General features: G+C 61.9%; 12 protein-coding genes. 3 read left to right on the forward strand and 9 right to left on the reverse strand.

Annotated elements, in window-relative coordinates:
- The first annotated feature begins 47 nt into the window (after positions 1-47).
- From ACNAZA_RS04430 to ACNAZA_RS04440, 3 genes are all read left to right on the forward strand, one after another.
- Positions 48-815 carry a 2OG-Fe dioxygenase family protein gene (locus ACNAZA_RS04430; RefSeq protein ID WP_415795232.1) on the forward strand — a complete coding sequence of 256 codons (768 nt, stop codon included), beginning with the start codon at positions 48-50 and terminating at the stop codon, positions 813-815.
- A 275-nt stretch (positions 816-1090) separates the two neighbouring features.
- Entirely contained in the window at positions 1091-1480 is a 390-nt protein-coding gene (locus tag ACNAZA_RS04435; RefSeq protein ID WP_415795233.1) for a hypothetical protein, read from the forward strand.
- A gap of 137 nt (positions 1481-1617) precedes the next feature.
- Complete coding sequence (locus ACNAZA_RS04440; protein ID WP_120971070.1) at positions 1618-2055, forward strand: universal stress protein; 438 nt, start codon at positions 1618-1620, stop codon at positions 2053-2055.
- A 163-nt stretch (positions 2056-2218) separates the two neighbouring features.
- On the opposite strand, the gene ACNAZA_RS04445 is transcribed toward ACNAZA_RS04440, so the two are convergent.
- From ACNAZA_RS04445 to ACNAZA_RS04485, 9 genes are all read right to left on the reverse strand, one after another.
- Positions 2219-3196 (reverse strand): Bug family tripartite tricarboxylate transporter substrate binding protein, encoded by a 978-nt coding sequence (locus ACNAZA_RS04445; RefSeq protein WP_415795234.1) that lies wholly within the window; start codon positions 3194-3196, stop codon positions 2219-2221.
- A 553-nt stretch (positions 3197-3749) separates the two neighbouring features.
- Positions 3750-4505 carry an SDR family NAD(P)-dependent oxidoreductase gene (locus ACNAZA_RS04450; RefSeq protein ID WP_415795235.1) on the reverse strand — a complete coding sequence of 252 codons (756 nt, stop codon included), beginning with the start codon at positions 4503-4505 and terminating at the stop codon, positions 3750-3752.
- Between the two features lie 101 nt (positions 4506-4606).
- Entirely contained in the window at positions 4607-5320 is a 714-nt protein-coding gene (locus ACNAZA_RS04455; protein ID WP_415795236.1) for an ABC transporter ATP-binding protein, read from the reverse strand.
- Positions 5320-6087 carry a high-affinity branched-chain amino acid ABC transporter ATP-binding protein LivG gene (gene livG, locus ACNAZA_RS04460; RefSeq protein WP_415795237.1) on the reverse strand — a complete coding sequence of 256 codons (768 nt, stop codon included), beginning with the start codon at positions 6085-6087 and terminating at the stop codon, positions 5320-5322. The genes ACNAZA_RS04455 and livG overlap by 1 nt, the downstream gene beginning before the upstream one ends.
- Positions 6088-6145: 58 nt before the next feature.
- The gene (locus ACNAZA_RS04465) at positions 6146-7384 is read right to left on the reverse strand and encodes a high-affinity branched-chain amino acid ABC transporter permease LivM (RefSeq protein WP_415795238.1); all 1239 of its coding nucleotides are present in this window, start codon (positions 7382-7384) and stop codon (positions 6146-6148) included.
- A complete protein-coding gene (gene livH / locus ACNAZA_RS04470; RefSeq protein WP_415795239.1) occupies positions 7384-8310 on the reverse strand; it encodes a high-affinity branched-chain amino acid ABC transporter permease LivH in 927 nt (308 codons plus the stop codon). The genes ACNAZA_RS04465 and livH overlap by 1 nt, the downstream gene beginning before the upstream one ends.
- Positions 8311-8409: 99 nt before the next feature.
- Positions 8410-9531 carry a branched-chain amino acid ABC transporter substrate-binding protein gene (locus ACNAZA_RS04475; RefSeq protein WP_415795240.1) on the reverse strand — a complete coding sequence of 374 codons (1122 nt, stop codon included), beginning with the start codon at positions 9529-9531 and terminating at the stop codon, positions 8410-8412.
- Positions 9532-9797: 266 nt separating this feature from the next.
- The gene (locus tag ACNAZA_RS04480; RefSeq protein ID WP_415795241.1) at positions 9798-10463 is read right to left on the reverse strand and encodes an RluA family pseudouridine synthase; all 666 of its coding nucleotides are present in this window, start codon (positions 10461-10463) and stop codon (positions 9798-9800) included.
- Entirely contained in the window at positions 10450-12633 is a 2184-nt protein-coding gene (locus tag ACNAZA_RS04485; protein ID WP_415795242.1) for a PAS domain-containing hybrid sensor histidine kinase/response regulator, read from the reverse strand. Before ACNAZA_RS04485 ends, ACNAZA_RS04480 begins: the two co-directional genes overlap by 14 nt.
- Between the last annotated feature and the right edge of the window lie 22 nt (positions 12634-12655).

Below are 12655 nucleotides of genomic sequence, written 5' to 3' on the forward strand. Positions count from 1 at the left end.
CTGGCTGCGGACATTGACGGCGCTGGAGGAGTAAGCTTGCCGACCTTATGGCGCACATCATGTTCTCCCCTCCATATATTGCTGCCGAGCAGGCGGCTCAGTCATTGCGCGAACACGGCTCTGCCGTGCTGCGTCCTGAGGATTTTGCCGCCTGGATAGGCGCCAGCCTGCCCCAGCTGCATGCACTGGACCAGGACTGGAACGATTTGCCACCCGACGCCTTTCTCAAGGATAGCGGGCGCTATCGCAGCCGCCGCCACTCCTGCTTTGTGGCCGAGGCAGGCAGCTTGCAGCAGGTGCCGCACCGCGCACACTGGCAGCCGGTGGAGTACAACGCGTTGCACGGCGGCATGCAGCGCATGTTCGATCCCATGCATGAGGCTACGACGCAAAGCCCGGTGTGGGAGCTGATGCTGCAAAAGCTGGCCGAGCTCAGTGACCAGGTGTTCGGCAGCGCAGGTCTGCAGCGCTGGTTTGTGGAGTCGCACCAGTTTCGCATCGACACCACGGACGGCATTGGCCGGCCCACGCCGGAAGGCGCCCATCGCGACGGCGTGGATCTGGTGGCCGTGATCCTGGTGAACCGCCAAGGCGTCAAAGGCGGCGAAACCCGCGTGTTCGAAGCCAGTGGCCCCAGCGGCCAGCGCTTCACGCTGACCGAGCCCTGGTCGATCATGCTGCTGGACGACGCCCGCATGATTCATGAAACCACGCCGATACAGCCTGCCGAGCCCGGTGGCGTTCGCGATACGCTGGTGTTGACCTATAGGCGCGGCGCTTTTCAGGGCGCGGACCTGCAGGACGGGACGCCCTGATGGATGTGAAGCGTTTTGTTCTAAAAATTTGAGCAAAACTGTAACGTTTCCAGAGCACAAAAGTGCAGAGCGTGACGCGGCATGATGCGGGTCTTCTGGCGAACGCAAGATGCTTGCATCGACGCTTCGCCAAGCCATCCAACAAATGAAAACCAACTGGCCCAGGCCACGCCCGAAACGGCGTGGTTTTTTGTATGCATCGCCTTTCCGCCCTTAGTCTTTCCGCATTGACCGCTCTTGTCACGGTAGTTGCTTGTTCCCCTGCCGAAAATCCTTTGCCGCAGGCCCATATCAAGGAGCCGACCATCTATTTCCGCAACGGTCTGGAAATTACCATGGGTAACGTGACCGTGCCGATTCGCGGCGTGCAGGACTGCCCTTACGGTCTGGCGGCGCCTGCCGGGGCCGTGGTGGCCATGAACGATGCCAAGTGCATACGTCTGTCGGACGATACACAACAGATCACGGTGATGCTGGATATGCCCAGCGGTATCGTGCAGGAAGAATGGACTGTGCGCCGCGACGCCTCCAGCAAGCCGGATGAGCCCGCCTTCAAGCATGTCTCGCTGCTGCGCCCGGATGGCTCGCGCATCACGATCACCGACAAGTCCGACAAGCTGCTGGACAAATGCTACGAATACAAGGCGGCTCACGTCTGCATCTGATGGGCGCCTGAGGGCGGGACTTCAGGGTTGATTTAGGTCAACACGCTGAGGCATGATGAAGGCAGACTGAATGCATCCCATCACGGCATCTGCTCACTTGCATGCCGCCCGAACCCCTAAAGGAGAAGCCTATGTCCATGTTCAATCACATCCTCGTGCCGGTTGACGGCTCCAAGCCCGCGCTGCTGGCAGCGCGCAAGGCGGCGGAGCTGTCCAAGGTCTTTGGCAGCGCCATCACGGCGGTCTACGTGGTCGATCCCTATCCGTTTACCGGCGTGGGTGCGGATTTTGCCTACGGTCAGTCCCAATATCTGAGCGCAGCCACGGCCGAGGCCAATGCCACGCTGGATGCCGTCAAGGCCATCATGGATGAAGCTGGTGTGGCCGTCTCCACCGTGGTGGGCGAAGGCCATGCCGTGCACGAAGGCGTGGTGCGCGCCATGGAAACTTCGGGCGCCGATCTCATCGTCATGGGCTCGCAAGGCAAGCGCGGCCTGGAAAAGCTGATGCTGGGCAGCGTCACCCAGCGCGTGCTGGGTGCGGTCAAAATCCCCGTCCTGGTAGTTCGCGAATAAACAAGAACAGCTCAAAAACAAAGACCTCCAATTGGAGGTCTTTTGCATTACAGCTAACGACCTTAAATCAGGCACGTCCCAACAAAGAGACGGCAAGCAAGGGCCGCCCCGCAGCGAGGCTGTCGTCCCCCTCTAGGGGGAAGCGGCAAAGCCGCTCAGGGGGTCATTGAATGCTCGCGCCCGAGGCCTCGACAATCGCCTTGTTGGCCTTGAAGTCTGCCTGGAAGAACTTATCAAAAGCTTGTACCGTCATGGCCTGGGGCTCGGCCCCCTGGGTCTGGATCGCTTCCTTGACTTCGGGCATGGCCAGCAGCTTGTTGACTTCGGCGTTCACCTTGGTCACCACGGCAGTCGGCGTGTTCTTGGGCATGAAGATGCCGTACCAGGTGCTGACGTTAAAGCCCTTGAGACCGGATTCGGCCAACGTAGGTGTATCGGGCAGCGAGGTGGAACGGGTGGCAGAAGTCACGGCAATGGCGCGCAGCTTGCCTGATTTGATCTGGCCTATGGCCGAGGGCACGGAAGACACCAGCAGTTCCACATTGCCGGCCAGTGCGTCCATCATGGCGGGGTTGGAGCCCTTGTAAGGCACGTGGGTCAGCTGAATGCCTGCGGCTTTTTCCAGCATCACGCCGGCCAGGTGGATGCTGGTGCCGTTGCCTGGCGAGCCGTAGGTGACCTTGGCCGGATGCTGCTTGGCCGCGGCAATCACGTCGGCCAGTGTCTTGTAGGGCGAACTGGCAGCCGTGGCGATCACGATGGGCGTGTAGGCCACATGGGCCACAGGCGTCAGATCCTTGAGCGGGTTCCAGGGCAGGCTTTTGTACAGATAGGGGCCGAGCACCACATTGTCCTTCTGGCCCATCACCATGTCATAGCCCGTGGGAGCGGCTTTGACGGCTTCGGTGATGCCTATGGTGCCGCCGGCGCCGGCGCGGTTGTCGGGCACCACGGTCCAGTGGCTGACCTCCGTGAGCTTGTTGGCAATCACGCGCGAGAGAATGTCGGTGCCGCCGCCTGGAGGGAAGGGCACGATCATGCGCACAGGCTTGTTGGGGTAGTCGGTGGCTTGTGCAGCGGCGGTAAAGCTCAAAGCGGCGGTGGCCGCAGCAGCGGTGCAGGTGATCAGTTGGCGAAACATGAAAAAGAAACTCCAGAGACGAATCGGGTGTGCGGCATCGGGGCGCTCGGCTTTTGGCCGGGGCCTGCGTTGTCGCGGCTGGCAGCCTTGGCATCGATGCCAGGGGCCAGGGTCACGGAAGGTGGGCTTTTCGATGATCGGGGAGGGTGGTTCCGCCATCAATGGGTATTTGTCTTTACCGACAAGACCAGCGCATGCGGTACCGGCATGGCTGGATGGCATTCGCGCGCGGTGCCGTGCAGGGTGGCTGCATGGCATGCACGGAGGCAGCGTACCGATCAGGTGTCGCTGCCGATGTGGCCCACGGGCGCGGAGTGCGCATGAACCTGTAACTCAGGAACAGGTGAAACATTCTGCCATGGCTCCATGCCCGCCATGGCTTGGCGTGCGCAATAGTTGGGCCATGGGTTCGCGTTGCGTTTGTCCCGCCGTCTGAAGCGATGGCGCCAGTTCTGAGCGTTTGAACGCCCGGCTTCCATGCATCAGAGATGAAAAAAGCTGCAAGCCCTTTGCTATCAGGCGCTTGCAGCTATGCTTTTAATGGCGTCCAACTTCAGGGTTGGCGTACATCGGCAATGACTTGCTCGCCAAAGTCGGCGCGCTCCAGCCAGGCCAGCATGCGTGCGGCAGCTTCTTCGGGAGAGCTGAGCTTGCCCGATTCCTTGAGCTGGGCGAAATTGCCCACGTCGGGGAAGTCGCTGCTGTCGGCACTGCGCAGCTGCACCTGCATATCGGTGTCGATCACGCCGGGGGCCAGCGAGACAATGCGTGCGCCATTGGGCTTGGCGGCTTCTTCCAGCGCCACGCAGCGGCTGTACTGATCCATGCCGGCCTTGGCCGTGCAGTAGCTGGCCTGCGAGGCCATGGCTCGGCGACCCAGGCCCGAGGAGACATTGAGCACCTTGCGGGCAACATCCCAGTTCTCGGTGGCCGCCAGAAACGCGGCGGTCAGTGCCATGGGCGCTTCCAGTCCCACGCGCATGGCGTTGATGATGTCGGCTGCGCTGGTTTGGGACAGCGGCGCAATCGGCGGAATCACGCCCGCGTTGTTGATCAGCGTGATGCTAGCCCAGTCGCTGCTCTTGAGCGTGCCCAGCCAGGTGGCAAGGCGCTGGGCGGCAGCGGCGCTCTGGGCCAGGTCCTGCTCCCATTGCAACAACTGCTTGGGCTCGCTGGCGCTAGCCGCCAGCGCATCGCTGGTCTTGCGTGCAATGCTCAGCACATGGTGGCCTTGCTCTAGCAGTTGCTGGCCCATGGCCAGGCCCATGCCGCGTGAGCCGCCCGTCAAAATAATCAAATGCTTGGTCATGCATTTGATCTTACGGGCGTTTGATGTGGGCTGAGTGCTGGGCGCAATGAAAAGGCCCTGCCGACGGGTATCGGCAGGGCCTGGCGAGGTCGTGAAAGACTTTAGTGGCCTAGATAGGCTTTGCGCACCGCATCATTGGTCAGCAGATTGGCGCCGGTGTCCTCCAGCACCACCTTGCCGGTTTCCAGCACATAGCCGCGGTCGGCAATCTGCAGGGCGCGGTTGGCGTTCTGTTCGACCAGAAACACCGTCACGCCCGCCGCGCGAATGGTCTGGATGATCTCGAAGATCTGCGCAATGATCAGCGGCGCCAGGCCCAGCGTGGGCTCGTCAAGCAGCAGCAAACGGGGCTTGCTCATCAGCGCGCGGCCTATGGCCAGCATTTGCTGCTCGCCGCCCGACATGGTGCCCGAGCGCTGCGTGGCCCGCTCCTTCAGGCGTGGGAACAGCTTGAAGACATGCTCTATGCCATCCGCAATCTCTGCCTTGTTCAGAAAGAAGCCGCCCATCTGCAGGTTTTCCGTCACCGTCAGGTCCTTGAAGACGCGGCGGCCTTCCGGAGAGATGGCGATGCCGCGGCGCATGATGTGGTGGGTGGACATCTGGGTGATGTCCTCGCCCTCGAACACAATGGCGCCATGGCTGGCGCGCGGGTTGCCGCACACCGTCATCAGCAGGGAGGTCTTGCCAGCGCCGTTGCTGCCGATCAGGGTGACGATCTCGCCCTGGTTGACGCGCAGACTGACCTGGTTGACCGCACAGATCGCGCCGTAATGGGTGGAAACTTGGCTCAGTTCCAGCATAGCTTGGCTCATCAGGCCTCTCCCAGATAGGCCTTGATGACCCGTTCATCGTTGCGAATGGCTTCGGGCAGACCCATGGCGATGGGCTTGCCGTATTCCATGACCAGAATGCGCTCGGACACGCCCATGACCAGGCTCATATCGTGCTCGATCAGCAGCACGGCCACGCCGTATTGCTTGCGCAGCTGGTCGATCAGACCTTGCAGGTCTTTCTTCTCCTGAGGGTTCAGGCCGGCTGCGGGCTCGTCGAGCATGAGAACGCGTGGCTTGGTGATCATGCAGCGGGCAATTTCCAGGCGGCGCTGGTGGCCGTAGGCCAGATTACCGGCCTCGCGGTTGGCCATGGCGCGCAGGCCCATCACGTCCAGCCACTGCAGGGCGTTCTCGATCTTGGCTTCTTCGGAACGGCGATAGCTAGGCGTGTTGAACAAGCCACCCAGCACGCTGGAGCGGGACTGGCGGTGCTGGGCGACCAGCAGGTTCTCCAGCGCCGTCATGCTCTTGAACAGACGCACGTTCTGGAAGGTGCGCACCACGCCGTGATTGGCCACCTCGTGACTGCTCTGGCCGGCAATGCTCTTGCCGCCCAGCACCACCGAGCCGGCGGAAGGCTGGTAGAAACCGCTGATGCAGTTGAACACCGTGGTCTTGCCTGCGCCGTTGGGGCCGATGATGGCAAACACTTCCTGCGGACGCAGGTTGAAGGCCACGTTGTCCACGGCCAGCAGACCGCCAAAGCGCATGCACAGGTCTTTGACTTCTAGCAAATACTCGCTCATTCGCTTGCCCTGCCTGCGGTTGTAGTTATTGAAATGATAGCGTTCATGTCGGCGTGCATCATGATTTCACCTCCACCTGGTGGCGCTTCATGGGCAGCAGGCCTTGCGGGCGCCAGATCATCATCAAGATCATGACCAGACCGAAGATCAGCATGCGGTATTCGGAGAATTCACGGGCCACTTCGGGTAGCACGGTCAGGATGATGGCCGCCAGGATCACGCCCAGCTGCGAGCCCATGCCGCCCAGCACCACAATCGCCAGAATCAGGGCCGACTCGATGAAGGTGAAGGATTCGGGATTCACAATGCCTTGGCGTGCGGCAAAGAAGGCGCCGCCAAAACCGGCGAACATGGCGCCCAGCGTGAAGGCCGAGAGCTTGATCTTCATGGGGTTCAGACCCAGGGAGCGGCAGGCGATTTCATCTTCGCGCAAAGCTTCCCAGGCGCGGCCTATGGGCATGCGGATCAGGCGGTTGCTGATGAACAGCGTCACCAGAGCCAGCAGTAGCGCCATCAGGTAGACGAAGATCACCATGTGCATGGAGTTGAACTCCAGGCCGAAGAACTGGTGAAAAGTCGTACCGTCTTCGGTCAGGGGCGTGCGTGTCATGGGCAGGCCGAACACCGTGGGCTTGGGAATGCTGGAGATGCCGTCCGGGCCGCCCGTGAAGCTGGTCAGGTTGGTCAGCAGCAGGCGGATGATTTCGCCAAAGCCCAGCGTCACGATGGCCAGATAATCGCCGCGCAGGCGCAGCACGGGAAAGCCCAGCACAAAGCCGAACAGGGCTGCGGCAGCGCCCGCCAGCGGCAAGGCCTGCCAGAAGGACCAGCCGGCCCAGTGAAACAGCAGCGCATAGGTATAGGCGCCCACGGCATAAAAGCCCACAAAGCCCAGATCCAGCAGACCGGCAAAGCCGACCACCACATTCAGGCCCAGACCGAGCATGACGTAGATCATGGCCAGGGTGGCAATGTCCACCGCATTGCGTCCGGCGAAAAACGGCCAGGAGGCCGCCATCATCAGCGCCACAAAAATCAGCACGTTGCGCCCGCCCGATGAGACCTTGGGCAGGGCCGGCAGCGCCACCTTGGGCATCTTGCCGGCCAGCAGCGGCTTGAGCATCTGCACCGTGAAGACCGCGATACAGGCCCAGATCAGGGTGGTCCAGCTGGGGGCGATGACGGTGCGCGTGCCGGCGCGCTCCAGATGCAGGCTGAAGATGGGGATGACGACGATGGCCGTCATCAGCGTGGCGATCAGCGCATCACGAAAACTGGCAGAAAAGCTGTATTTCATCAGACCTTCTCCACTTCAGGTTTGCCCAGCAGGCCGGAGGGACGGAACATCAAAATCGTCACCAGCAGGCCAAACGCCACGATGTCCTTGTACTCCGAGGAGATGTAGGCCGCGGCAAAAGTCTCGGTCACGCCCAGGATCACGCCGCCCAGCATGGCGCCGGGAATGGAGCCGATACCGCCCAGCACGGCAGCCGTGAAGGCCTTGATGCCGGCCAGAAAGCCGATGAAGGGATTGAGCTTGCCCACGGCCAGCGCAATCAGCACGCCGCCCACGGCCGCCAGCATGGCGCCCAGGATGAAGGTGAAGGAGATCACCTTGTTGGTGTCAATGCCCAGCAGATTGGCCATGTGCATGTCCTGCGCGCAGGCACGCGAGGCACGGCCCATGCGCGAGTGCTTGATGTACAGCGTCAGCAACACCATCAGCACCACGGTGACCACGATGATGAGAATGCGCGAGTAAGGCACATAGACCTCGAAGCCGCCTTCGCTGCCAAACTTGAGTGCACCCGGAATCAGCGAGGGCACGGCCATATCGCGTGCGCCCTGGCCCAGGGCCACCCAGTTCTGCAGAAAGATGGACATGCCGATGGCCGAGATCAGCGCCACCAGACGCGGACTCTTGCGCACCGGCTTGTAGGCCACCTGCTCCACCACCAGGCCGTAGACGCCGGTGACGAAGACCGAGACCACCAGCATCAGGCCGATGATGGCCCAGACCGGCAGGCCGCTGGTCGTACCGACGGCAGACAGCGTGACCAGACCGATATAGGCGCCGATCATGTAGATGTCGCCATGGGCGAAATTGATCATGCCGATGATGCCGTAGACCATGGTGTAGCCAATGGCGATCAGGGCGTAAATGGCTCCGAGTGAGAGCCCGTTGAATAGCTGCTGTAGCAGCTGGGGGATGAAATCAGACATGCAATGCCACCCTTAAACAGGAAAAGGCCCTAGGGCCATATTGCAAACAACCGGAGGCACATGGCTTGCGCCACACGCCCCCGGTCATGGGAGGTGGAATTACTTGTTGGCGACAGACTTGCTGCCATCCTTGTGCCATTCGAACACCTGGAAGTCGAAGGACTTCAGGTCACCCTGCTTGTTCCAGGCCACGGGGCCCAGCACGGTGTCAAAGCTGCTCTTGTGCAGGTGATCGGCCACCTTGGCGGGGTTGTCGCCAGCGGCCTTGATGCTGTCCAGCAGCACTTGCGTGGCGGCAAACGAGGTCAGCTGGAAAGCGCCCGAGGGGTTGCGCTTCTTGTCCTTGAAAGCCTTCACGACGGCAGCATTCTTGGGGTTGGCCGAGAAGTCTGCGGGCAGGGTGACCAGCATGCCTTCGACGGCAGGGCCGGCAATGGCGTTGACTTCAGGATTGCCCACGCCTTCGGGGCCCATCATGCGCACCTTCAGGCCTTGCTCGGCGGCCTGGCGCAGCAGCAGACCCATTTCGGGGTGGTAGCCGCCGTAGTAGACAAAGTCCACACCTGCGCTCTTGAGCTTGGTGACCACGGCAGAGTAGTCGCTGTCGCCGGCGTTGATGCCTTCGAACAGAGCCACCGGCACATTGGCCTTCTTCAAGTCATCGCGCACGGAAGAGGCGATGCCCTGGCCGTAAGACTGCTTGTCGTGCAGCACGGCAACCTTCTTGGGCTTGATCTTTTCAATGATGAACTTGGCAGCGGCAGGGCCTTGCTGGTCATCGCGGCCGATGGTGCGGAACACGAAGTGGTAGTTCTTGCCGTCGGTCAGGGCCGGGGAAGTGGCGGAAGGCGTGACCACCACCACACCTTCGTTGTTGTAGATGGGGGCTGCGGCAATCGAGGCGCCCGAGCACACGGGGCCGACCACATAGCCGATCTTGCTGTTGACCACGCGGTTGGCGGCGACCGGGCCTTGCTTGGGTTCGCAAGCATCGTCCACGGGCACCAGTTCAACCTTCTTGCCGTTGATGCCGCCTGCGGCATTGGCCATTTCCACGGCGGTGGTCGCGCCTTCCTTGACCATGTCGCCGTATTGGGTCAGCGCGCCGGTGGTGGGAATCACCAGGGCGATCTTGATTTGCGCATGCGCAGTGGAGAGCAAGGCCGCACCAGCCAGGCCCAGGGCAGCGACGATAGTGTGCATGCGAAACGGAATGCTCATGAGGTCTTCCTTCAACTTTGGATAAAGTGTTCTGAAAAACGCAGGATGCTATTAGCGAACACTGCGAAAAGATGACCAGAATAAATCAGTGGCACCCGATTTCAAGAGGGTATCCCGGGGGTAGTGCAAACTTTCAAAATCCGCTATGCACTGTATAGCGGCTGCGCGTTTGCAGGCCTGCGCTTGCCTCTATTTTGAGCAAGATATTTCTGACCCCATCTCGCCGCGGTTTCAATTGGGTTTTTGGGTATTCGAGGAATATTGCGTCAGAACGGAGTTTTTGACTCGAACTCGAGAATCTGTCCGTTTATCGGGTGCTCCAAACGCAGCATTTTTGCGTGCAGTAACAGGCGCTGTGATTGCGCTGCAATCTCGGGGGCTGCGTACAGCGCATCTCCCACAATGGCATGACCCACGGCGGCCATGTGCACGCGCAACTGATGGGTGCGGCCCGTCAAGGGGCTGAGCAGCACCCGGGTGCAGTCCTGGTGTTGCGCCGTGTGCTCATGCGCCAGGGCGCGCCATAGGGTCTGGCTGCTTTTTCCCTGTTCTGCGTCAATCACGCGCAGGGGGCGGCGCTCCCAGTCGGCGGCAATCGGCAGATCGATCAGCTGCCAATCGGTAGCCAAAGGCTTCAACAGCCCGGCGACCACGGCCTCATAGCGTTTTTGAATCTGCTTTTTCTCGAAAGCCAGGCTCAGGGCACGTTGAACCGCCAGACTGCGCGCCATGATGAGCAGGCCCGAGGTGGCCTGGTCCAGTCTGTGCACGATGAGGGCATCGCTCCAGTGCGCTTGGGCGCGAGCGCTCAGGCAGTCCTGCTTGTCCGGGCCGCGTCCCGGCACGCACAACAGGCCCGGGGGTTTTTCCAGCACCAGCAGTGCTTCGTCTTCATACCAGCACTGCGGTATGGGGGTATCAATCGCGTTCATGGAGCAGTCGGTGGACGGTGGCGCACAGCTCTTCCACGTCATTGGGCTTGTAAATCAGGGCCTTGGCACCGGCGGTCAGCGCGGCGTGTTCGATTTCAGCCGTTACATAGCCCGAGGCCAGGGCAATCGGCAGGCCGGGGCGAATTTCCAGGGCCTCAACCACCAAGTCCAGGCCGCTATAGCCGGGCATGTTGTAGTCGGTCACCACCAGATCAAAGTCCTGCGGTTGATCGCGCAGAGCCTGCACGGCTTCATGCGGATCGGTAAAGCCGCTGACCACATAGCCGCGGCGGCGCAGCAGGCGCTGCACCAGAAACACCAGGGCCTGGTCATCGTCCACATACATCACGTGGCAGGAGGCGTTGGCATGGGCTTCATGGGCGGCCGGGGCCAGATGCGGGGCCGCAGCCGTCGTGTGGTGGGCCAGCGGCTCCAGCAGCACTTCGGACTCCGGCAGGGGAAAGTAGAGATTGAAGCGGCTGCCCAGGCCCGGTGTGCTGAAGACATCCACGGCGCCGCCATGGGTGCGCATGACGCCATGGACCACGGCCAGCCCCAGGCCCGTTCCCTGTCCCACGGCCTTGGTGGTGAAGAAGGGCTCGAAAATGCGCTGTTGCGTGGCCTCGTCCATGCCGGGGCCGTTGTCCTGCACCGTCAGCAGTATGTAGTTGCACCAGGTCAGCCCCAGCCGCTCGCACACCTGCCGCTCGGGCCGCAGCAGCTGGGCCTGCATCTGAATGCAGCCGCGGGCCTCGCCCATGGCTTGCATGGCGTTGCTGCAGAGATTGAATAGTGCCTGCTCCACCTGGGTGGGATCGGCCATCAGCAGCGGCAGAGGCGATAGCTGCTCGATCTGCAGCTCGATGGCCGGCGGCAGCGACACCCGCAGCAGCCTGGCCGCGTCCTGCATGACTTCGTGCACCTGCAGCGGGCGGCGCTCGGGCTTGTCATTGCGAGCGAAGGTGAGGATTTGCCGCACCAGATCGCGGGCACGGCGGCCGGCCTTCTCGATCTCGCGCAGGCTCTCCAGCGCGGCGGGGTTGTCCAGGCTGTCGGCCTTGGCCAGCTCCACATTGCCCAGAATGGCGCCCACGATGTTGTTGAAATCGTGGGCAATGCCGCCGGCCATGGTGCCCAGGGCCTGCATTTTGTGGGATTCGCGCAGCTGTGATTCCAGCGCATTGCGCTGGGCTTCCGCTTTTTTGCGGCTGGTCAGATCCCGGGCGAAGACGGTGGTGGTGTCGCCGCTGTGGTGGCGCTCGAAGGAGACGCTGACTTCCACCGGAATTTCGCGGCCGTTGGAGGTCAGGCCCGTCATCTCGCCCAGGATGGCCTGCGTGGTTAGCGGTGCAAAGCTCAGGGCCCGCGATGCGTCGGGCAGGAAACGATTGAGCGGGCTGCCCAGCGCATCGCTGGGCGAGCACAGAAATAGTGCCGCCGCCGTGGGGTTGAACACGGTGATGCACTGGCTTTGATCCACGCACATGATGGCGTCCAGCGCGGAGTTGATGACCGACTCCAGCCGCCGCTCGCTGGCGTGCAGCTGCTGGTTGCGCTCCTGCAGTGCCCGGCGCTCGGCCAGCAGCGGGCCCTGGTTGACCACGGCGCAGAGAAACTGCCGGCTCGGGGCTCCGTTTTGCTGGGGAATGTTCAGGCAGGCCACATGCAGATCGCAGCACAGCTGTATCTGATCGGTGATGTCGAACAGCACCTCATGCGCCAGCGCACGGCCTTGCTCTGCCGCCTGGGCAAACACCTGCTGCACGCGCTGCGCGTCCTGGGCATGGACGAAGGGCAGAAAGCTGATCAGCAGGCGATCGTTCTCGCTGGGCTGAAACGCGGCATGGGCCATGGCATTGACCTGGACCACCATGTCATGCTCGTCAATCACCAATAGAGGCAGGGGAATGCTGGCAAACAGCGCTTCAAAGCGCTCGGAAGCGCTCTCGGCCACGGCCTGGCTGTAATTGAGGACCTCGTTCTGAATCTCCAGCTCGCGCTGATAGTTGCGCAGCTCTGCCACCAAGGCCTGCAAAGGGTCTTGATCCTCGGGAACCAGAGGGCGGATGGTGCCGGGCCAGGACGGCAGGCCGGCCGCAGGCTCCAGCAAGGCCAGCAGCGGCAAAGAATCTGGATCATCAGCCGAAGCTGGGGGGTGTGAGTCGCTCATGAAGAACGGGGGCTGGCCCCGG

The organism is Comamonas aquatilis (genome assembly GCF_965139575.1).
GTDB lineage: Bacteria > Pseudomonadota > Gammaproteobacteria > Burkholderiales > Burkholderiaceae_C > Comamonas > Comamonas aquatilis.